General features: G+C 66.1%; 20 protein-coding genes. 5 read left to right on the top strand and 15 right to left on the bottom strand.

Translation table 11 applies throughout. From position 1 onward, the window contains the following. Positions 1-4: 4 nt before the first annotated feature. The 10 genes from ACTHNZ_RS11685 to ACTHNZ_RS11640 form a co-directional block, all read right to left on the bottom strand. A complete protein-coding gene (locus ACTHNZ_RS11685) occupies positions 5-1,060 on the bottom strand; it encodes an aldose 1-epimerase (protein ID WP_440542648.1) in 1,056 nt (351 codons plus the stop codon). A 117-nt stretch (positions 1,061-1,177) separates the two neighbouring features. Continuing rightward, positions 1,178-2,074: an SMP-30/gluconolactonase/LRE family protein gene (locus ACTHNZ_RS11680; protein ID WP_440542647.1), complete on the bottom strand. Its 897-nt coding sequence runs from the start codon at positions 2,072-2,074 to the stop codon at positions 1,178-1,180. Beyond that, complete coding sequence (locus ACTHNZ_RS11675) at positions 2,071-2,859, bottom strand: SDR family NAD(P)-dependent oxidoreductase (RefSeq protein ID WP_440542646.1); 789 nt, start codon at positions 2,857-2,859, stop codon at positions 2,071-2,073. The genes ACTHNZ_RS11680 and ACTHNZ_RS11675 overlap by 4 nt, the downstream gene beginning before the upstream one ends. A gap of 78 nt (positions 2,860-2,937) precedes the next feature. Then, positions 2,938-3,954, bottom strand: a complete 1,017-nt coding sequence (gene araH / locus ACTHNZ_RS11670; RefSeq protein WP_440542645.1) for an L-arabinose ABC transporter permease AraH — start codon at positions 3,952-3,954, stop codon at positions 2,938-2,940. Positions 3,955-4,050: 96 nt separating this feature from the next. Continuing rightward, positions 4,051-5,568, bottom strand: a complete 1,518-nt coding sequence (araG, locus tag ACTHNZ_RS11665; protein WP_440542644.1) for an L-arabinose ABC transporter ATP-binding protein AraG — start codon at positions 5,566-5,568, stop codon at positions 4,051-4,053. 91 nt (positions 5,569-5,659) lie between these two features. After that, positions 5,660-6,661, bottom strand: a complete 1,002-nt coding sequence (locus ACTHNZ_RS11660; protein WP_440542643.1) for an arabinose ABC transporter substrate-binding protein — start codon at positions 6,659-6,661, stop codon at positions 5,660-5,662. 145 nt (positions 6,662-6,806) lie between these two features. Next, positions 6,807-7,586 carry an SDR family oxidoreductase gene (locus ACTHNZ_RS11655; RefSeq protein ID WP_440542642.1) on the bottom strand — a complete coding sequence of 260 codons (780 nt, stop codon included), beginning with the start codon at positions 7,584-7,586 and terminating at the stop codon, positions 6,807-6,809. Further along, positions 7,583-8,263, bottom strand: coding sequence for a 2-dehydro-3-deoxy-6-phosphogalactonate aldolase (locus ACTHNZ_RS11650; RefSeq protein WP_440542641.1), 681 nt, complete (start codon positions 8,261-8,263; stop codon positions 7,583-7,585). The genes ACTHNZ_RS11655 and ACTHNZ_RS11650 overlap by 4 nt, the downstream gene beginning before the upstream one ends. Before the next feature lie 67 nt (positions 8,264-8,330). Beyond that, on the bottom strand, positions 8,331-9,329 hold the full coding sequence (locus ACTHNZ_RS11645) for a 2-dehydro-3-deoxygalactonokinase (protein ID WP_440542640.1): 999 nt from the start codon (positions 9,327-9,329) through the stop codon (positions 8,331-8,333). After that, positions 9,326-10,243, bottom strand: coding sequence for an IclR family transcriptional regulator (locus tag ACTHNZ_RS11640; RefSeq protein ID WP_440542639.1), 918 nt, complete (start codon positions 10,241-10,243; stop codon positions 9,326-9,328). The genes ACTHNZ_RS11645 and ACTHNZ_RS11640 overlap by 4 nt, the downstream gene beginning before the upstream one ends. Before the next feature lie 253 nt (positions 10,244-10,496). Between ACTHNZ_RS11640 and ACTHNZ_RS11635 the strand changes: the two genes are divergently transcribed. Further along, positions 10,497-11,012, top strand: coding sequence for a cupin domain-containing protein (locus ACTHNZ_RS11635; protein ID WP_440542638.1), 516 nt, complete (start codon positions 10,497-10,499; stop codon positions 11,010-11,012). Positions 11,013-11,057: 45 nt separating this feature from the next. Here the strand turns inward: ACTHNZ_RS11635 and mtgA are convergent, their stop codons facing one another. The 5 genes from mtgA to mpl form a co-directional block, all read right to left on the bottom strand. Further along, positions 11,058-11,780, bottom strand: a complete 723-nt coding sequence (gene mtgA / locus ACTHNZ_RS11630) for a monofunctional biosynthetic peptidoglycan transglycosylase (RefSeq protein WP_440542637.1) — start codon at positions 11,778-11,780, stop codon at positions 11,058-11,060. Between the two features lie 120 nt (positions 11,781-11,900). Further along, positions 11,901-12,740 (bottom strand): shikimate dehydrogenase, encoded by an 840-nt coding sequence (gene aroE / locus ACTHNZ_RS11625; RefSeq protein ID WP_440542744.1) that lies wholly within the window; start codon positions 12,738-12,740, stop codon positions 11,901-11,903. Between the two features lie 59 nt (positions 12,741-12,799). After that, a complete protein-coding gene (locus ACTHNZ_RS11620) occupies positions 12,800-14,950 on the bottom strand; it encodes a ribonuclease catalytic domain-containing protein (RefSeq protein WP_440542636.1) in 2,151 nt (716 codons plus the stop codon). 101 nt (positions 14,951-15,051) lie between these two features. Next, positions 15,052-15,636, bottom strand: a complete 585-nt coding sequence (locus tag ACTHNZ_RS11615) for a YqiA/YcfP family alpha/beta fold hydrolase (RefSeq protein WP_440542635.1) — start codon at positions 15,634-15,636, stop codon at positions 15,052-15,054. Continuing rightward, on the bottom strand, positions 15,633-17,030 hold the full coding sequence (gene mpl / locus ACTHNZ_RS11610) for a UDP-N-acetylmuramate:L-alanyl-gamma-D-glutamyl-meso-diaminopimelate ligase (RefSeq protein WP_440542634.1): 1,398 nt from the start codon (positions 17,028-17,030) through the stop codon (positions 15,633-15,635). Before mpl ends, ACTHNZ_RS11615 begins: the two co-directional genes overlap by 4 nt. Positions 17,031-17,182: 152 nt before the next feature. Between mpl and ACTHNZ_RS11605 the strand changes: the two genes are divergently transcribed. The 4 genes from ACTHNZ_RS11605 to accB all read left to right on the top strand — a co-directional run bounded on the left by ACTHNZ_RS11605 (position 17,183) and on the right by accB (position 19,639). After that, positions 17,183-17,827 (top strand): UDP-N-acetylmuramate--alanine ligase, encoded by a 645-nt coding sequence (locus tag ACTHNZ_RS11605; RefSeq protein WP_440542633.1) that lies wholly within the window; start codon positions 17,183-17,185, stop codon positions 17,825-17,827. A 40-nt stretch (positions 17,828-17,867) separates the two neighbouring features. After that, positions 17,868-18,452, top strand: coding sequence for a TlpA family protein disulfide reductase (locus tag ACTHNZ_RS11600; RefSeq protein WP_440542632.1), 585 nt, complete (start codon positions 17,868-17,870; stop codon positions 18,450-18,452). A 195-nt stretch (positions 18,453-18,647) separates the two neighbouring features. Further along, a complete protein-coding gene (gene aroQ, locus ACTHNZ_RS11595) occupies positions 18,648-19,103 on the top strand; it encodes a type II 3-dehydroquinate dehydratase (protein ID WP_440542631.1) in 456 nt (151 codons plus the stop codon). A 65-nt stretch (positions 19,104-19,168) separates the two neighbouring features. Then, positions 19,169-19,639 carry an acetyl-CoA carboxylase biotin carboxyl carrier protein gene (accB, locus tag ACTHNZ_RS11590; protein WP_440542630.1) on the top strand — a complete coding sequence of 157 codons (471 nt, stop codon included), beginning with the start codon at positions 19,169-19,171 and terminating at the stop codon, positions 19,637-19,639. Positions 19,640-19,727: the final 88 nt, after the last annotated feature.

The following is a 19,727-nucleotide window of genomic DNA, read 5'->3' as shown; positions in this document are numbered from 1 at the left end:
CCCCCTAACGGCCGACCGGCAGGACCGTGAAGCGGAACTCGCGCGCGAGCGACTCGTCCGGCGCCAGCACCGTCATACCGTGCTCGCACGCGCCGCCCGGCAGATTCACCGCGTTGATCGGATGATCGACGGGCTCGAAGCAAAAGAAATCCTCGCCCGGCGGCGTATAGAGCACGTAGTAGTCGGTATCGGCCTCGATCGTCAGCGACAAGCGCTTGCGCGGCCATACGACCGATGCCCGGCCGCTCCATTGCGTGAACGCATGATTGACGAGCGCCGCGGGCAGCGGATAAGCCACGCCGAAGGTCCAGGCCGGCGGCACCGGTACGTGGCGCCGCGGAAGCCAATCGGGCCCGGACAGCCATAGCCCGCTCGCCGCGGCCGACAGCCGCGTGTCCTCGTCGCGCATGAGGAACGGATGCAAGCCGAGCCCGAACGGCATCGGCTCGCGCCCCGCATTTTCGACCGACAACGTCACCGAAAGCGTCGCCTGCTCGAGCGCATATCGAAGCGTTGCGCGATAGGCGTAGGGCTTGGCCCGCTCGCGCTCGAGCGCGAGCGTCGCATGCGTGTCGCCGCGCTCGACGACGTGCCAGCCGCGCAGCCAGCCGTCGCCGTGGATCGGCAGCGGCTCGCCGCGCCGATTACGCGGCACGGCGAACTCGCGCCCCTCGAATTGGAAGCGTGCACCGCCGATTCGATTGGAAAACGGCACGAGCGGATAGCATGCCAACGCGTTGGGATCCGTATCGAGCCGCGCGCCCGCGCAGGCGCGGAAAATCGGCGTCGGCGCACCGCCGTCGCCATGCCACTCGAAGCGCGTCATGGCGCCGCCGAGCGCCGGCGCGAGATCGATACGCAATAGGTCGTTGGCGAGCGCCAACTCGGTGCTTTGACTCGCACCGCCCGCCCCGCGGGCGATCGCGGACGTGCCAGGACCCGGCCGAACCGGCTGCACGATCGCTGCCAGTTTCGCCGTGCGCGCTCGCGCGCGCGTGCCGGGGGCCTCGGACGCGCGCGCGCCCCTCGTGGCGATGACATCGGTATTCGCTGCGCTCATGATCCGCTCCATCGAGAGGCGCCGGGCCGGACATGGCCGGCGCGGCAGTATGCGAAGGGGTCTATCGCCGCCTTTGACCATCGATGACGGCTTCGGTTTAACCGATTTGCCCCGGGCTTATCGCCACTGTCCGCCGAACACCGGCTCCGGCAGCCCGCGTCGAGCGCTCGGCGCCACGAAGATCGCGCCCGCACCCGCTTGCGCGGCGAGCGACGCGGGATCGAGCTCGGCCCGCGCCGTCGTCACATAAAGCGTGCCGAGATGCGGCCCGCCGAGCGCAACGCAACTGGGCTGGCTCGTCGGCACGCCCACGCGCTCGGTTTCGACGCCGTCCGGCCCGTAGCGCACGACCCGGCCGCCGCCCCACTGCGCGTTCCAAAGGCCGCCCTCGGCATCGACCGTCGAGCCGTCCGGCACGCCATCGGCATCTCGCAGCCGCGCAAACACGCGAACGTTGCCGATCGCGCCATCGGCGCCATAGTCGCAAGCGAGGATCTCGCGCTTGGGCGAATCGCAGAAATACATCGTCGCGCCGTCGGGGCTGAAGCCGATGCTGTTCGAAATCGCGGGCGCCGGCAACGGCAGCTTCTCGAGCGACAGATCCCGATTGAGCCGATAAAAGCCGCCGATCGCACGCAGATCGGCCCCTTCGTGCTTGGTGCCGAACACGAATCGCCCCTGCCGGTCGCAGCGACCGTCGTTCAGGCGCGTGTCGAGCTCCGGCTCGACTTCCACGATCCGGCGCATCTCGTGCGTCGTCAAATCGAAAAACGCCAGATGCGTGGCGAGGCCGAGCAGCAGATGGTGCGGGTCGGCGCATAACGCAAACGTGGCGAGCCGCTCGGGCATGGACCAATTCACGTGCTCGCCCGTGCTTGGATCGTAGCGGTGCAAGCGCGCGCCTTCGATGTCCGTCCAATAAAAGCGCCGCGTGCGCGCACACCAAGTCGCGCCCTCGCCGAGCGTGCAGCTCGCGTGCACGGCGAGCGACGCCCGAAAGCCGCCAGAGCTCATGCCCAGCCTCCGTCCACGATGAATTCTTGCGCCGTCACCATGCGGCTGTCGTCGGCCGCCAAAAACAGTGCCATCCGCGCCAGATCCTCGGGCATCAGTTCGCCGTCGAGGCACTGCCCTTCCTTCAGCGCGCGCTTGCCGGCTTCGTCGAGCCATAGCCGCCGCTGCTTCTCGGTCAAGACCCAACCGGGCACGAGCGTATTGACGCGAATGCCGAACGGGCCGAGATCGCGGGCCAGCGCATGCGTGAGGCCTTGGATCGCCGCTTTCGACGTCAGATAGACCGGCATGCCGCCTTGCTTGAGCATCCAGCTGATCGAGCCCAGATTGATGATCGAGCCGCCGCCCGCGCGCTTCATGTCTTCGACGACGGCCTGCGCCGCAAAGAACTGGTGCCGCAAATTGACGGCGATGCCGGCATCGAACGAAGCGGGCGTCACGTCGGCGAGCGCATGACGCACGTCGTTCGCGGCGTTGTTGACGAGCACGGTGATGGGGCCGAGCGCGCTTTGGGCATCGGCGATCGCGCCGCGCAGCGCGTCGACGTCGGTGACGTCGCAGGCGAGAAATAGCGGCTTGTGGCGTGCATCGCCCAGCGCGTCGGCCAGCGCTTGGCCCGAGCTCGCATCGATGTCGCAAAACGCGACGCGCGCGCCTTGCCGCACGAAGTGCTCGACGAACGAAGCGCCGATGCCCGTCGCGCCGCCCGTGATGAGCACGGTGCGGTCGGCAAGGCTAGGGTAGCGCGCGTAAGGCCCCAGTTGCGGGTGGTCGGGAAGCGCCATCGAAAAGTTCTCCGTTAGGCCCGGGGCTCTCGGCTCGCGACTCGAGCGCGGCCCCGGCAATCCATGATCGTTGATCGTTCAATCGCGCGAGCCGCGGTTCTTGAGCTGATCGAGCAACACGGCCGCAAGCAGGATCGCGCCGCGCACGAGGTATTGGTAGAAGGCGTCGATGTTCATGAGATTCATGACGTTCTCGACCGTGCCCATGATGAGCACGCCGATGACGACGCCTGAAATCGTCGCGCGGCCGCCGAGCAGCGACACGCCGCCGAGCACGCACGCCGAGATCACGTTCAGCTCGAAGCCCTCCGCCGCGTTCGGCTGCCCCGACGTGATGCGCGAGGCCAGGATGACACCGGCCAGGGCGGTCACCGCCCCCTGAATCAGGAAGATCATGACGCGCGTGCGCTCGACGTTGATCCCCGCCAGGCGTGAGGCCTCGGGGTTGCCGCCGATCGCGAGCGTATTGCGGCCGTAGACGGTTTGATTGAGCAGCACGCCGAAACCGATGAAGCAAACGAGCGTGACCCAGATCGGCAGCGATACGCCGAGCAACGTCAAACCGCCCAGCGCGATGAACGTGTCCGACGACACGCCCACGGCTTGCCCATGCGAGACGATGAAGCCCAGGCCGCGCACGATCTCCATGGTCGCGAGCGTCGTGATCAGCGCGTTGATGCGCAGATAGGCGATGACGGCGCCGTTGACCCAGCCGATCGCCGCACCGGCCGCGACCGCGGCGACGATCGCGATGAACGTATTGCCCGTTGCATTGAGCACCATCGCGCAGAGCACGCCCGCGAAGGCGACCGTCGAGCCCACCGACAAGTCGAAGTCGCGCGAGGCCAGGCAGAACATCATCGTGCAAGCGACCATGCCGATCTGCGAAACCGACAGCGCCAAGCCGAGCATGTTGTCGATCGAGAAGAAGTGATCGACCGTCAGCGACGTCGTCACGAACATGACGGCGAAGATCAGAATGAGGCTGTATTCGGTGACTTGCTGCCACCACTTTTGCCGATCGTTCGGCTGGGGGATCAACGCCTCGGCCGCGCGCTTGGCGCCCGCCTCGACGAGGTTTTCTCTTGCTTGCATGTCGTGACTCCTTCACCGTCGTTCGCGACGGATTTTCGTTGCATCCGTTCCGTTTTGCGCACGGCGTGCCGGCCGTGCGGTGTGCCTCATGCCGCCTTACGCCGCCTCGCGCGCCGCCCGCCCGCCTTGCGGCAGCGCCAATTCGAGCAACGCCGGCTCGCTCGCTTCGCTGCGTGCGAGCTCGCCCGAGATTCGCCCCTCGCGCATGACGACGATTCGATCGGAGACGCCGAGCACCTCGGGCAACTCCGACGACACCATCACCACCGCGCAGCCGCGCTCGGCCAATTCGTAGATGACGTTGTAGATTTCGTGCTTCGCACCGACGTCGATGCCGCGCGTCGGCTCGTCAAGAATGACGATTCTCAGATCGGGTTCGGCGAGCCAGCGCGACAAGATCGCTTTTTGCTGATTGCCGCCCGAGAGCAGACGAATCTTCTGCCGCCTGCTCGGCGTCTTGATCTTGAGCAGCTTGATGAAGCGATCGGCCGTCTCGGCCTCTTTCTTGCGATTGATGAACAATCCCGCGCGCAGATCGTGCCGGCGGCAGCTGATGTTGATGTTCTCGGACACGGACGCCATCGCGACGATGCCCTCTTCCTTGCGGTCTTCGGGGCACAGCACGATGCCCTGGCGGATCGCATGCGTCGGGCTTTTCACGTCGGCCGGCACGCCGTCGAGCGTGAGGCGCCCGCCGCTGCGCTTCTCGGCGCCATACACGAGCCGCATCAATTCGCTGCGCCCCGCGCCGACGAGCCCGAAGAACCCGACGATCTCGCCGGCCCGCACGCTGAAGCTCGCGGGCGCGGCCAGGCCATGGCCTTCGACGGCATCGACGGCCAGCCGCACGTCGCCTTGCCGGCGCGGCCGATAGCCGTAGATATCCGAGATTTCGCGGCCCACCATCTCTTTCACGATCGTTTCGCGCTTGACCTCGGCGAGCGACGGATGCGAAGCCACCTTGCGTCCGTCGCGGAAGATCGTACATGCGGTGCACAGCTCGTAGATCTCGTCCATCCGGTGCGAGATGTAGATGAGCGCGCGGCCGTCGGCCTGCAGCTCGCGCACGAGCTTGAACAGCACCTCGGTCTCGCGATGCGAAAGCGAGCTCGTCGGCTCGTCGAGCGCGATGACGCGCGCGTTGCGCAGCAGCGCCTTGCAGATTTCGACCATCTGCCGCTGCGCGATCGAGAGCCGCCCGAGCTTCGCGTTGGGATCGAGATCGACGCCCATTTGCGCCAGCCGCTCGCGCACGAAGCGCTTGGCGCCGCGTTTGTCCACCCAGCCGAGCGCATTCGGCAGTCGGCCGAGCAGCAGATTCTCCGTCACGGTCAGGTCCGGAACGTACTGCAGTTCCTGGTGAATCACCGCGACGCCGGCCGCGATCGAAGCCGCCGCGCTCGAAAAGCGCACCTCCTGCCCGTCCATCATGATGTGGCCCGAATCGGGCTGGTACTCGCCGCCGAGAATTTTGAGCAGCGTCGACTTCCCCGCGCCGTTTTCGCCCATGAGCCCATGCACCTGGCCGGACTCCACCTCGAACGACACGCCGTCGAGCGCCCTCACGCCCGGAAACACCTTGCCGATATTGTCAAATCGCAACGTTGCTGACATCTCACCTGTCCTCGCACTGAAGGTCGTCCAGGCCGACACGCACGCCGCGCTCGAAAGCTCGGCGTGCGCCCGGCCCGGGAAGCCGCGCCGATTACTTCGCGGCGAGCCCCATCTCTTCACGCACCTTGGCGACGTTGTCGCGCGTGGCGAGCATCCCCGTCGTCAGCGTCAGCAGCGGCGGCTGCGTGCCCGTCGTGATCCACTTGTACATATCTTCCGACGTCTCTTCGCCGTGGCGCTTCGGGCTGATGATGACCGTGCCGAAGAAGCCCGTTGCCGCCGGCTTCTTGAATTCATTCAGTGCAGAATCCGAGCCGCCGATACCGATGCCGATCATGTTGTCGGCCTTGAAGCCACGGCTTTCTGCTGCGCGCACCGCGCCCAGCACGGCTTCGTCGTTCAGGCCGTACGCCACCCAGTGCTTGAACTTGGGGTTCTTCGTGATGGCGATGTTGGCCGCGTTGAACGCGTTTTCCGTGTCGGTCTTCGCTTGCGGCGCGGCGATCACGTTCGCCTTCGGGAAGCCCATCGCCTCGAGCACGTCGGTCGCACCCTTCGTACGATCATGCGCCGTCGGCAGCTCCTCGTAGGTCACGTCGATCGCGCCGACGTCTTTCATATCCCAGCCGCGCTTCTTGATCTCGTCCATGATGCCTTTGCCCACTTGCTGGCCGATGTTATAGGCCGAGATGCCCATGTGCGGCACGCTCGTGATCGGCTTGCCGGTGCCGTCCACGAGGCGGTCGTCGACCGTCATCATCTTCAGGCCGTCGGCCTTCGCCTTCGCGACGATGCCCGGCCCGAGCTTCACGTCGGGCGTGCAGATGATGAAACCTTGCGCCTGTTGCGCGTGCAGGTTGTCGATTGCACTCATCACCTTTTCGCCGGAGGTCGCACCGATTTTCACGAGCGTGAAGCCGTCCTTCTTCGCGGCCGCTTCGGCGAACTTCCATTCGTCCTGGAACCAGGGCTCCTCGGGTTGCTTCACGAGGAAGCCGATCTTGACTTGATCGGCAGCCTGCGCGGCCGGTACGTTCGCAACGATCGACGTCACCGCGGCTGCGGCCAGCGTGAGGAAAAGTTTGCGCTTCATGAGGTGTGTCTCCTGTCTGATTGAGCGTTCGGCCGCGTTATCTATGTCGGATGACTCACGCGGCCAGTGCGCCATCCGGTTTGCACATCGCCATGCGGGGACGCCGCGTGGCAAGGGAATCCATCAATCGTTCATGCCGACGAGGTCAATCGTGGTACAGCGCCGTGCGCCCCCCGTCGATCGTGATGCAAGTGGCATTGATGAACGGCGCCTCGTCCGATGCGAGAAACACCGCGGTCATCGCCACTTCCCGCGGCTGCGCGATCCGCTTCATGGGCTGCAAGGCCAGCGTCGCCTGGCGGGCCGCCTCGGGATCGGGCTGCGCGTTCCACCAATCGTGCGTGAGCTGCGTCTCCACGTAGCCCGGCGCGATCGCATTGACGCGGATCTGCTTCGGCGCGTACTCGATTCCGAGCGCGCGCGTGAGGCCCAGCACGCCGTGCTTCGCGACCGGGTACGGGAAGCACCCGGGAATGATCTGGAAGGCATGCGTCGATGCGATGTTGACGATGCTGCCGCCGCCACGTTCGACCATGCTCGGCAACACGGCCTTGCAACCGTTCCAGACACCGTCGAGATCGACGGCGAAGCAGCGCCGCCAGTCGTCGTCGTTCATCGTGAGCGGATCGCAAAACACGTTGATACCGGCGTTGTTCACGAGCACGTCGACGGGACCGAACGCGTGCTCGGCCGCATCGCGCGCATCGCACAGCGAAGCGGACCGGGTCACGTCCGTCCGCACCGCGAGCACGCGCGCGCCGGGCGTCGTCGCCTCGATCCGCTCGCGCACGCGCTCGGCGGCAGCGAGATCGAGCTCCGCGAGCACGGTAGCCGCCCCTTCGCGCGCGAATGCCTGCGCGATGGCTTCGCCGATTCCGCGGCCGGCGCCCGTGACGAGCGCGACCTTGCCGGCGAGGCGGCTCACTGCGAGCCCTCCTTCTTGACGTTGGTCCACGCGCGGATGAACGCGTGGGCATGCTCGCGCGTCGTGGCAACGTCCTGCCCGGCGCGGTACAACGCCGAACCGAGGCCGAAGCCGTTGGCCCCGGCGGCAACGAACGTATGCATGTTCTCGGGTGTCACGCCGCCCACGGGCACGAGCGGCACGCGCTTCGCAATCACGGCGCGCCATGCCTTGACGACCGGCGTGCCCAATTGCTCCGCGGGAAACATCTTCAGCACGTCGGCGCCGCTCGCGAGCGCGGCAAACGCTTCCGTCGGCGTCGCCACGCCGGGCGCGCATGCCAGCCCCTGCGCCTTCGCGGCGCTGATGATGCCGGTATCGCCGTGCGGCATGACGATCAACTCGCCGCCCGCGCGGGCGACGTCGTCGACGAACTCGGTTCGCAGCACGGTGCCCGCCCCGACGATGACCTCAGCGGGAAGCGCCTTGCGCAGCGCCGCGATGCTCGCGAGCGGATCGGGCGAATTGAGCGGCACCTCGACGATGCGAAATCCCGCTTCATGAAGCGCTTGTCCATGCCCCACGACCTCGCCCGGCGTCACGCCGCGCAGGATCGCGATCAGCGGACAGGCTTCGAACGCGGCCATGAAGCGCACGTGGGGTTGGTAGGGCTTTGGAAGATCGAATTCGGTTTGCATGGCATACGGCCCAATTCATTGAGAATCGCCGACGATCGGTCGGCCAACTAACGCGCTTGCGGGCGTGTCAACGCGCAGGCGCGGGCGTCGCCACGCGGCGCTCCAAGAGCCCGGCTTGCGTGGCAATGCGCCAAAGTCCATTTTCGGCGGCGGCCTCGACAACGTTCGCCCGCACGCAGCCGAACTCGGCCAACGCGAGCCGATAGCGCTCGCACAACGCGGCGCTGCCGATCAGACGCGGCGCTTCGGTCGCCAACTGCGCGCCGCGCGCTTCGAGCAGTGCGGCGAGTCCAGCGAGCTCGTGCCCGATCAGCAAGCCCGATAAATAGTCGGCCTGCTGATCGGCCGGCAGCGAGCCGGTCAGGCCCAGCGTCCGCGTGCTGAAAATCGTCGCAAGCAGCCCGGCCCGATGCGCGTGCTTAGCCACCGTCACGCCGCGCAGGAACGCCTGCGTGTCCGGCGCGGCCGGCTCGGTCATCGTTCGCCCGAGGATGGTGTGATCGCGCAGCGCGGCATAAAGCTCGCCGGTCATGAACGTATGAAACGATTCGATGCGCTCGCCCTGCACCACGGCCCACTTCGCGTGCGTGCCGGGCAAGCCGACCAGTGTCCGGGCGCTGCCGGCAATCGCATCGCTCGCCAAGGCGCCGACGATTTGCGTCTCCTCGCCGCGCATGACGTTCGGCAGCTCGCTGCGCTCGATGACGCCCGGCACGATATGCATGCAAACGCCGCGGGCCGTCGTGACGCGCACGATTCCCGCCACCAGCGCACCCGCATCGGCGGGCGTCTCGACATACGGCGCTTCGCGCCAGCCTTGCGCGCTGCCGACCATGCCGGCGGCGATCACGGGCAAGTCCGGCGCCAATGCCAGCCAATCGCCGCATGCCGCCTCGAACGCAGCGTCGAAGCCGCCGGCCTGCGGCAAGCGCATGATCCCGTCGCTCGAAGCGCGCGAGTCGACGACTTGGCCATTCGCATCGAATAGATACGCGCGCATGGCCGTGGTACCCCAGTCGAGCCCGATCAACACCGGTCGGACGGTCATAGCTTGAACTGCGCTCATCGTTTGATTCGTCGCGCACCAGGCGCGACCCAGCCAAGTTCTTCGGAGATCGCGCGCGCTTCGCGCTGCACGATCGGCACCAGTTCATCCATGCGTTCGAGCGACATATAGGGAATCGTGCTCGCCACGGAGACCGCGGCGATGATCGTGCCCGACGCGTCGCGAATCGGCGCGGCCACGCAGCGGATCGACGGCTCGTTTTCCTCGAGATCGAACGCGTACCCGCCCGCCGCGTAGCGGACCATTTTCTGCAGAAACATGGGCTTGTCGGGCCGAGCGTCGTGATCGAAACGCACGCTTTCGAGCGCGCGCCGCGCCGAGTCGAACAGCACGCCCCACGTTTGCGGCGACAAGTCGAGCATCAAGGCCTTGCCGATGCCCGTCGACGCGAGCGGCATGCGATGGCCGATCCGCGAGCGCATCTCGAGCCCGCGCGTGCCGGCTAGTTTGTCGATGTAAAGGGCGTCGTCGCCGTCGCGCACGGCAAGGTGGATCGTATCGAGCGTGGCTTCCGACAGGCGCTCGAGATGCGGACGCGCCACCGCCGTCAGCGGCATCTGCTCGAGCGAGATCGTGCCGAGCTCGATGAGCTTCGGCCCAAGCTGATAGCCGTTCTGGCCATGGCGCAGATAACGCGCCTGCACGAGGCTGCTCACGAGGCGATGCGTCGTGCTGCGTGTCGTGCCGAGCGCAGCGGCGAATGCACGCATGTCGCGCGCGCCGTTCGCGCACGCCTCGATGATGGCGAGCCCGCGCAACAGCGTTTGCGTGCCGGCCTGCGATTCGGCGATGTCGAGCGGAGACCCCGTGAGCTGCACGGGTTCCGGCGAGCCGGCACTCCGGCTACCGAGCGCCGGCTCGGATGCATCGCCTATCGTGGCGGGATGGATCTGGTTGTCGTCTTGGGCAGTCATCGGGCGCGCCTCCATGCGGGTGAGATGCTTTGCTCTCGAATCGCTTCGTCTCTCGCTTTTTTTGATCCCGCGGCCGTCTCGACCGCTCGCGACGCATTGTAGGCACGCCCGGAGCAATGCTCCAACATTTGGATGACCTGCTCATATATTGAGATTTGACAAATTCGGCAGGGGTTCAGCGCGACCCCGACCGACACCATGGCAAGATGCGCCGTGAGCTTGGGCATACACCGGAACCGGAAAGGAGCGATCAATGAAACCCATCATCAATCTGGCCGACGTCGAACTGTCCCCACTACCGGCGGGCGTCGCGCCGCCCGAATCGATGGCGGACCGCTACGCGCCGCGAATGGGCGCGGTCGGGGCCCGCATCGGCGCGCAGAAGCTCGGTTACAACGTGACTGCGATTGCACCGGGCAAGCGCGCGTTTCCGTTTCATAACCATCGGGTCAACGAAGAGATGTTTTTCGTGCTGGAGGGCGAGGGAGAGGTACGCATCGGCGAGGCCGTCTATCCGATCCGCGCGGGCGACGTCATCGCGTGCCCGGCCGGCGGGCCCGAAGCGGCCCATCAAATCGCGAATACGGGCGAGGCCGAGCTGAAATATCTGGCCGTGAGCACGAAAATGCTGCCGGAAATCGCGGAGTACCCCGACTCCGGGAAGTTCGGCATTCTCGCGGAATTCCCTGGCGAGCCCGGCGAACGGCCAAGGGGCTTCAGGTTCGTTTCGCGCGAAAGCGAGAGCACGTCGTATTGGGAGGACAATTGACGGGCGCGACGGGAAGGCCGCCGCCGTCCGAAATGCGTTCCGCGCTCAATGCGGCAATTCAGCCGCCCCCATGCGGCGGGCAATGACCCCGGCGCGCTGCGAAAGGTATGCGGACGAGCGGTGTTGATCGAAGTACCGCGGATTGGGCAACATGACGGCGAGCCGGGCGGATTGCCACGCCGTCAATTGCGAGGCGGCGCACCGGTAGTAGTACCGGGCGGCGGCCTGCGCCCCATAGACGCCGTTGCCCCACTCGACCGAATTCAGATAGATCTCGAAGATGCGTTCCTTATCGAGCAGCGTTTCGAGCATCCAAGTGATGATGAGCTCTTGACCCTTGCGCAAGTAGCTCTTCTGGCGCGAAAGAAAGAGATTGCGTGCAAGTTGCTGCGAAATCGTCGAGCCGCCTGCAACGATCTTTCCTCGCTTCTTGTTCTTCTCCCATGCCTGGAGGATCGCGTCCGTCTCGTAGCCGTTGTTGTTGACGAAGTTCGCATCCTCCGACGCGATGATCGCGCGCTTCAGATTGCGCGAGATGCGATCGTACGGCACCCATTGATGCTGGATCCCGAGGTCGGGACGATCTTGCGCGAGCCGCCACGCGTCAGCGCGCATGAACGCCGTGGAGCTCGGGTCGACGACCGCCCAGACGGCGATTTGCGCGAAATAATAGGCTTGCGTCGCGACCCAAGCGAACGCGCAGACAGCCACGGCATACGCTATCCAACCGCCGATGCCGGCCCCCGTTTTCTTTGCCGTTCTAGCCATCGATGTGCCTCAACGGGCCTCGACCATGGGCACGCACGCCGTCCGCGATGCAGGCAACGCCGACGCCAACCAGAACCACGAGCCAGAGTGCGCCATGTCCACCCTTCTCACCCTTTCCGCCTAGGCCGATGCGCTCATCTTCGACCGCAGCTCGCCGAGCACCGCAGCGCTCGCCGGCCGCACGCCACGCCAAACCCAAAACGATTCGGCGGCTTGCTCGACGAGCATCCCGAGCCCGTCGGACACCCTCGCCCCGAATGCCTGCGCATGCCGCATGAATACGGTCGGCTGCGCGCCGTACATCATGTCGTAGGCGAGCGTGCCCGGGCCGAACGCGCTCGCATCGCATTCCGGCACCTCCGCCGTCAGCGAGCCGGCCGTCGCGTTGACGATCACGTCGTACGGCATCGGCTCGATCGCGGCGGGCGAGCCACCCGATAGCGTGCAGCCGGCCTCGCTCGCCGCTTGCGCAAATTGCGCGATGAGCGCTTGCGCTCTTTCGGCGGTCCGATTGACGATCGTAAGCCGGCTCGGGCCGCGTTCGAGCATCGGCAGAACCACGCCGCGCGCAGCCCCGCCCGCGCCGAGCAGCAAGACCCGCGCACCGTTCAGCGCCACCTGCAAGTTCGTTTCGATGTCGCTGACGAGCCCCACGCCGTCGGTGTTGTCGCCGTAGATGCCGTCGGCATCGAATCGCAGCGTGTTGACGGCACCGGCCGCGGCCGCACGCGGCGAGAGCCGATCGGCCAGCGCATGAGCCTCGAGCTTGAACGGCACCGTGACGTTGAGCCCTAGCCCGCCCTGTGCGACGAAGGCCCGCACCGTATCGGCGAAGCCGTCGATCGGCGCGAGCAAGCGCCGATATTCCAGGCGCTCTCCCGTCTGCACCGCGAAACGCGCATGGATGATCGGCGACTTGCTGTGCGCGATCGGATTGCCGATGACCGCATAGAGATCCATGCCGGCCTGCGGCGGCGCGATCGATGGAACGCCTGGCGCGCCGTGCTCTGCGCCGGCGCTCATTCGGCCACCTGCGCGGGGCGCGTCGTGCTGCCCTTGGCATCGAGCCGAGGGCCGCCTTCGTCGGTGGCGCCGGCCGCATCGCCGGCATCCGCCGCATCCGCCGATGTGTCCGGCTCGGAGCCTGGTGCCTCGCCGCCGGCTTCTCCCTCCGCTTCGGCCCGCGCCTCTTCCTCGGTTTGCGCCGACGGATCGGCCGCGTCGATCACTTCGGCCTCCTCCTCTTCGTCCTCGGCAGCCACCGCCGCGCCCGGCGCATCGAGCACGCGAATCGGTCGCACGGACGCTTCGATGGTCAATTCGTCGACCGACATCACTTCGAGCAAGATCCGCGTGCCGCGCGCATGCACGCCGAGCCCTGGCACGTGCAGCAGCAGCGGCACTTCCTCGAGCCGCACGAGATCGCCCTTCACGACCGACGCCACGACTTCCTTCTTCTGCTCCTGCGTGAGCCAGCGCAAGCACCAGAAGTACTCCATGCGGCGCTGATGGTCGGCATAGGCCGTGTAGGTGTCGTCGAAGCCTTGCACGACGGCGAACAGATCGGCGTCCTTGGGCTTGAACGGCGCGACGAGCTTCGCCGCCACGCCGTGCTGCACGCAGGCGAGCAACTGCCATTGATTGACGAGGTCGGTGTAGCGGCGCAGCGGCGAAGTGCTCCAAGCGTATTGCGCGACGCCGAGTCCCTCGTGCGGCGCGGCCGTGGTCTGCATGCGCGTGCGCTTCGGCCCGGCCGCGGCGAACGTGCGCTGCGTGCGATAGATGCCAGGCACACCGTGATCGTGGAGTAGCGCGCCCCATGTCGAGTTCGCGAGGATCGCGAGCTCGGCGACGATCAGATCGAGCGGCGAGCCCCGCCGGCGCGGCGTGATCGTCACGTGCTCGCCGTCGACGTAGAAGTTGTAATCCGTGTTCCCCGGCACCTCTCGCCGCAGGCCGTAGCCGGCCCGCGCGGCCTGGCGCTTTTCGAACAACGCCTGAGCCAGCGGCCACAAGACGGCAATCTCTTCCTTGTGCGGATAGTCGCCGCTACCGGCGGCGAGCGCCTCTTCAGTCACACAGGCATCGAGCGTGTTGTGACGCAGGTTGCTCTTCACGTAGACGAGCTCGGCGCGCGTTTCCGTGGCGACGATCTCCTGCGTGGCGCGGTCGACGATGATGTAGAGCGACAACGCGGGACGAAGGCCGCCTTCCGCGAGCGTGAAGACTTGAACGACCTCGTCGGGCAGCATGGTGATCTTGTCGCCGGGCATGTAGACCGTCGACAGGCGCGCGCGCGCAATCGCGTCGACGGCATCGCCGCGTGCGATGCCGAGCGCCGGCGCGGCGATGTGCACGCCCACGCGGACGCGATCCTCGGCCAGCAACTCGACGGAGAACGCATCGTCGATTTCGGTCGTCGTGATGTCGTCGATCGAAAACGCTTGCGCATGCGCCGTCGGCAGATCGTCGGGCACGGGCCCCGGCGTCACGGGCGGAAAGCCGGTGCCGTGCGGGAAATGTTCCGACAAAAACCGCGCCTCATGCAGCGCGCGCGCCGACGCGATCCCGCCGCACTCGAGCATGAGCCGGGCTGGGGAAATGCCGCGGGCCGCGGCCGCGCCTTCGAGCGCCTTGTACTCGATCGCGTTCTTGTCGGGCTTCGTGAGCAGCGTGAGCGCCTTGCCGCGGAACGCTTCGGGCAGCCGGCCGGCTTTCAGCTCCTCTTCGTATTGCGCTTGCACGAGCGCTTGCTGACGCTTGCGCTCGAGCGCGGCCAGCGCCATTTTCAACTGATCCTCGGGCGCACGCTGATACTGCCCGCGGCCCTTGCGGCGAAAATAGACCGGCGCGCCCTGCATGCGCAGCACGAGCGCCGCGCGTTCGACGGGGCCCGATTGCGCGCCGAAGTATTCGCCGGCGAGCGCAGCGAACGCGAACTCCTCGGCGGGCGCGCATTCCCACAAAAAATCGAGGTCGATCTGCTGCGCGGCCGCGTCGGCCTCTTGCAGCAGCTCGGCTGCGCTCGGCTTATCGAACTCGATCAGCACGTCCTTGGCGCGCACCTTCGCGCGCCGGCCGCCCGGCAATTCGACCTGCAGTGCATCGCCTTGGCGGGACAGCACGCTACCCGCCTTCAAACCGCCCGATTCCTCAAAAAAAACGTTCACTCGACACTCTCGTTACGAATTGGCCCTCGCAGCAAGCCTCGCGCGCAAACCGCGCACCCGCTGCGGATCGATTGTTGTTCAGTTCGGTCGCGCGGCGTGCGCTACGCGAGCTCGGCCGGGGCGATACCGCAAAATGCGAGCACGTCGTCGACGTAGTCGACGAACTCGCTGATCGCATGGTCGCTGCCGACGATCAGTCTCGTCTCGACGCCAGCGTAATGCATGACCATCTCGCGGTAGTCAAGCACCTCGTCGCCCGTGGCGGCGATCAAATAATAGCGTTCCGGCCGCGTGATCGAATCGACGCCGAGCGCGCGCAGTTCATCGAGATGATGCGGCTCGACGACGATGCTGCCGCCGCCATGCCAAAGCGGCTGCTCGCCCAAATAGGCCGACAGATCGCGTTGCGGCAGAACCGCCGGATTGAGCAGCACCGCGCGCCAGCCGTGCTTCTCGGCAAGATGCGTGGCGAAATAGCCGCCGAGCGAGCTGCCGATCACGGTCACTCGATCCGCCGCGCAACCCGCCACTTGCGCCTCGGCCACGGCAACCGCCTCGTGCGGCGAAACCGGCAGCATCGGGCAACGCCAATCGCTCGCGCGCCCGAGTTCTGCCATGCGTGCCGCGAGCAGGCGGGCCTTGAACGATTTCGGCGACGACCGAAAGCCGTGCAGATAGAGAATCACACGGCGCCTCTCGCGCTCGAGCCGAGCGCTGCGAGCAATTTCTGATGGACGCCGCCGAATCCCCCGTTGCTCATGACGAGCACGTGGTCGCCCGGCCGTGCCGCCCGCACGACCGCGGCGACGAGCGCCTCGAGATCGTCGAAGGCTCGAGCCTTCTCGCCGAGCGGCGCGAGCGTCTCGTTCAGGTCCCAGCCGAGCGCATCGCGCCCCGTCGGCGCGCCGTAGCCGAAGACGAGATCGGCCCCGGCAAGGCTCGCCGGCAGCTGGGCCTTCATGACGCCGAGCTTCATCGTGTTCGAGCGAGGCTCGAGCACGGCCAAGATGCGCGTGCGCTCGCTGCCGACGCGCGCGCGCAAACCCGCGATGGTCGTCTCGATCGCCGTCGGGTGATGGGCGAAATCGTCGTAGACGGTGACCCCATCGACGCTACCGCGCACTTCCATGCGCCGCTTGACGTTGCGAAACCCGCCGAGCGAGCGCACGGCCTGGGCCGGCGGCACGCCGACGTGGCGCGCCGCGGCGATCGCCGCCAACGCGTTGAGCCGATTGTGCTCGCCCTGTACCTGCCAGTTCACGACGCCGGCTCGCTCGCCGCGCCAATAGACGGCGTAACGCTCGTCGATCGGCTCGCCGTCGGCCGCGGGCAGCGCGCTCCACCCGCCCTCGACGCCGAAGCGTTCCACCTCGCTCCAGACGCCGCGTGCGAGCACCCGTTCGAGCGCCGCCTCGCGCCCATTGACGATGAGACGCCCAACGCCGGGCACCGTGCGCACAAGATGATGAAATTGCGTTTCGATGGCGGCGAGATCGGGGAAGATATCGGCGTGATCGAACTCCAAATTGTTCAAGATCGCGGTGCGCGGCCGATAGTGGACGAATTTCGAGCGCTTATCGAAGAACGCGGTGTCGTATTCGTCGGCCTCGATGACGAAAAAGCTCGAATCGGTGAGCCGCGCCGAGACGCCGAAGTTCAACGGCACGCCGCCGATCAGGAACCCGGGATCGAGCCCGGCGTCCTCGAGCAGCCAGGCGAGCATCGAACTCGTCGTCGTCTTGCCGTGCGTGCCGGCCACCGCCAGCACCCATTTGCCCGCGAGCACGTGCTCGCCGAGCCACTGTGGCCCCGAGACATACGGCAGCCCCCGGTCGAGAATGGCTTCCATCAGCGGATTGCCGCGCGAAACGACGTTACCGACGACGAATAGATCCGGCTTCAGATCGAGCTGCTCGGCGCCATAGCCTTCGATGAGCGTGATGCCTTGGGCCTCGAGCTGCGTGCTCATCGGCGGATAGACGCCGGCGTCGCAGCCCGTCACGGTATGTCCCGCGCCGCGCGCGAGAACCGCGAGACCGCCCATGAATGTGCCGCAGATGCCGAGGATGTGGATATGCATAAAAACTGTCTGCTCGTGCCGCGCTTGCCGCGAGTGCATGGTGGGACGCGAACGCCGGGCGGGCGAGCCGCGTGAGGCTCGCTATTGTACCCGACGCGCCCTCGCCGCCCGGGCGCTCGGGGCAAGACTGAGCGATCTAGTATGATTGCCGGATGGTGCGCAAATCTATTGTCGATCCGCAGCGAGTGCGGGAAGAAATCGCGATTGCGGCGGCCCGCCTCATCGCCGAGGAGGGGCTCGACTACGCGAACGCCAAGCGCAAGGCCGCGCGGCAGGTGGTCGGGCAAACGCGCGTCGCCGGCGAATGGCTTCCCGACAACGATCAGATCGAGGAAGAAATCCGCGAGTATCAGTTGCTGTTCCAATCCGATACGCAACCGGCGGTGCTGCGCCGGCTGCGAGAAATCGCACTGGACTGGATGAGGCGCCTCGCGCCGTTCAACCCTTATTTGACGGGGGCGGTGCTGAACGGGACGGCCGGCGAGCATTCCGACATCCATCTGCAACTGTTTTGCGACAACCCGAAGGAAGTCGCCATTTATCTGCTCAATGCGAACGTCCAGTACGAGGTGTCCGAGACTCGCCACTTCGGCGGGCGCGGCGAGGTGGAAACGCTGAGCTTCCTTTGGCGCGCGTCGCGCGACGAGGAACTGGTCGGCATTCACATTGCGTTGTACGACACCGACGACCTGCGTGGCGCGGTGCGGGCCGATGCGCGCGGCCGCGCGGCAAGGGCAAACGCCGAGGGCGTCCGGGCACTGCTGGCCGCGGACGACGCGGCGCCGTTCGCGAACTGAGCGCATGTGTTGTGTGTCCCTACTATCTATCCCGAGCTAGATGAACACGAAAGTTACTCTCGCCTTTGCCGCCGTCGCGCTCGTCGCGGCTGCCGTCGGTGTCGGTGCCCGCCAGTGGCTGTTCGGGGATGCGAGCAGCGCAGGCACCTCGCCACAGCAGCCGCAGGCTCAATCGCAGGCGCTCGCGGCTGCCGCGCCCGCGAGCGGCGCCGTCGCGCAACTGCTCTCGGCGCCGTTGCAAGACGTGGCAGGCAAGCACCAAACGCTGGCGCCTTACAAGGGCCGCGTTCTCGTCGTCAACTTCTGGGCGTCGTGGTGCGGACCCTGCGTGGCCGAGATGCCCGAACTCGTTCGGCTCCACGATCAATATGCCAAGAAGGGGATCGAATTCATCGGCATCGGGGTCGACTCGTCGCAGAACGTGCAGAACTTCTTGAAGAAGATCCCCGTCGATTACCCCATTTTGGTCAGCGGATTCGGCGGCGCCGATTTGGCGCGCAGCCTCGGCAATACCGCCGGCGCCCTACCCTTCACGGTGGTAATTGACGCTAACGGCGCCGTACGGTCGACAAAATTAGGACAAGTCACGCCAGCCGAACTGAGCAAGACGCTGGATGCCCTCTGAGGCCAAAAAACCGGTTCGCCGCAGATGCATGCGGTTCATAGTTAGATCGGCCATGATTGCCGGCAGTTATGAGCAGCAGCACCGTGCAATCGGCAAAAAATACCTTCCGACGAACTGACATTTTCATCCGCTGCTAGACAAGTTTCGATAAACGGCGCTAAAGTGCGCGCAATTTAGCGGAAACAGAAGCGAACCATGAGACGATTGCTGGTACTGCACGGCCCCAACCTCAACCTGCTAGGTACGCGGGAACCCGAGGTCTACGGCCGCGTCACGCTCGGCGAAATCGATCAAGCCCTCGTGGCCCGCGCGCAAGAAGCGGGCTTCGAGTTGGCAACGTTCCAAAGCAACCACGAAGGCCAACTCGTCGACCGCGTGCAGGCAGCCCGTACGGAAGCGGTCGAGTTCGTCGTGATCAATCCCGCGGCCTATACGCACACGAGCGTGGCCTTGCGCGACGCGCTGGCGGGCGTCGGCATCCCATTCGTCGAGATTCACCTGTCGAACGTGCATCGCCGGGAGCCGTTCAGGCATCACTCGTACTTTTCCGATCTGGCCGAAGGTGTCATCTGCGGGCTCGGTTGGAAGGGGTATCTGTACGCACTCGAGTTCGCGCTCGAGCGGCTCGCGCAGCCAGGCGCACGCAGCTGATTTCAGAACACCAAATCGGCGCCGGCACGAGCCGGTGCCTCACGCATTGAACAAGGGGATTCCCTATGGATCTACGTAAGCTGAAAACTTTGATCGACCTCGTTTCCGAATCGGGCATCTCCGAGCTCGAAGTGACCGAAGGCGAAGGCAAAGTCCGCATCGTCAAGAATGCGCCGCCGGTTTACGTACAGCCGTCCGCTTCCTATGCGCCGTCGTTCGCCGCCCCCGCGCCGGCCGCCGGTGCGGCAGCGCTCGATACGGCGCCCTCTGCCGTCGCCAGCGCACCGGCCAGCGCCCCACAAGGGCATGCGGTCACGTCGCCGATGGTCGGCACCTTCTACCGCGCGCCGTCCCCGGGCGCCGACCCGTTCGTCCAAGTGGGCGATACGGTCAAGGAAGGCCAAACGCTGTGCATCATCGAAGCGATGAAGCTGCTCAACGAAATCGAGTCCGACAAGGAAGGTGTCGTGAAGGAGATCCTCGCAGAGAACGGTCAAGCCGTCGAATACGGCCAGCCGCTATTCGTCATCGGCTGATCGCAAAGCGGGCCCGGGCCAGTGCGTGCCCGGGTGTACGCCGTTTCGCTCGAATGCCGTGCGCCGCCACCGTTCGCGGCACCACGAC

The sequence above is a fragment of the Trinickia sp. genome (genome assembly GCF_051953955.1).
In the GTDB taxonomy this organism is placed as follows: Bacteria; Pseudomonadota; Gammaproteobacteria; order Burkholderiales; family Burkholderiaceae; genus Trinickia.
This window is presented reverse-complemented; position numbering and strand designations above follow the sequence as displayed.

What these genes read in the sequence shown, in the direction of transcription:
- ACTHNZ_RS11645 (WP_440542640.1), bottom strand. Translation starts at nt 9,329, where the DNA reads ATGAGCGCAGTTCAAGCTATGACCGTCCGACCGGTGTTGATCGGGCTC.
- ACTHNZ_RS11605 (WP_440542633.1), top strand. Translation starts at nt 17,183, where the DNA reads ATGGTGCGCAAATCTATTGTCGATCCGCAGCGAGTGCGGGAAGAAATC.
- ACTHNZ_RS11660 (WP_440542643.1), bottom strand. Translation starts at nt 6,661, where the DNA reads ATGAAGCGCAAACTTTTCCTCACGCTGGCCGCAGCCGCGGTGACGTCG.
- ACTHNZ_RS11650 (WP_440542641.1), bottom strand. Translation starts at nt 8,263, where the DNA reads ATGCAAACCGAATTCGATCTTCCAAAGCCCTACCAACCCCACGTGCGC.
- mtgA (WP_440542637.1), bottom strand. Translation starts at nt 11,780, where the DNA reads ATGGCTAGAACGGCAAAGAAAACGGGGGCCGGCATCGGCGGTTGGATA.
- araG (WP_440542644.1), bottom strand. Translation starts at nt 5,568, where the DNA reads ATGTCAGCAACGTTGCGATTTGACAATATCGGCAAGGTGTTTCCGGGC.
- araH (WP_440542645.1), bottom strand. Translation starts at nt 3,954, where the DNA reads ATGCAAGCAAGAGAAAACCTCGTCGAGGCGGGCGCCAAGCGCGCGGCC.
- ACTHNZ_RS11640 (WP_440542639.1), bottom strand. Translation starts at nt 10,243, where the DNA reads ATGACTGCCCAAGACGACAACCAGATCCATCCCGCCACGATAGGCGAT.
- aroQ (WP_440542631.1), top strand. Translation starts at nt 18,648, where the DNA reads ATGAGACGATTGCTGGTACTGCACGGCCCCAACCTCAACCTGCTAGGT.
- ACTHNZ_RS11635 (WP_440542638.1), top strand. Translation starts at nt 10,497, where the DNA reads ATGAAACCCATCATCAATCTGGCCGACGTCGAACTGTCCCCACTACCG.
- ACTHNZ_RS11685 (WP_440542648.1), bottom strand. Translation starts at nt 1,060, where the DNA reads ATGAGCGCAGCGAATACCGATGTCATCGCCACGAGGGGCGCGCGCGCG.
- ACTHNZ_RS11675 (WP_440542646.1), bottom strand. Translation starts at nt 2,859, where the DNA reads ATGGCGCTTCCCGACCACCCGCAACTGGGGCCTTACGCGCGCTACCCT.
- ACTHNZ_RS11600 (WP_440542632.1), top strand. Translation starts at nt 17,868, where the DNA reads ATGAACACGAAAGTTACTCTCGCCTTTGCCGCCGTCGCGCTCGTCGCG.
- mpl (WP_440542634.1), bottom strand. Translation starts at nt 17,030, where the DNA reads ATGCATATCCACATCCTCGGCATCTGCGGCACATTCATGGGCGGTCTC.
- accB (WP_440542630.1), top strand. Translation starts at nt 19,169, where the DNA reads ATGGATCTACGTAAGCTGAAAACTTTGATCGACCTCGTTTCCGAATCG.
- ACTHNZ_RS11680 (WP_440542647.1), bottom strand. Translation starts at nt 2,074, where the DNA reads ATGAGCTCTGGCGGCTTTCGGGCGTCGCTCGCCGTGCACGCGAGCTGC.
- aroE (WP_440542744.1), bottom strand. Translation starts at nt 12,740, where the DNA reads ATGGATCTCTATGCGGTCATCGGCAATCCGATCGCGCACAGCAAGTCG.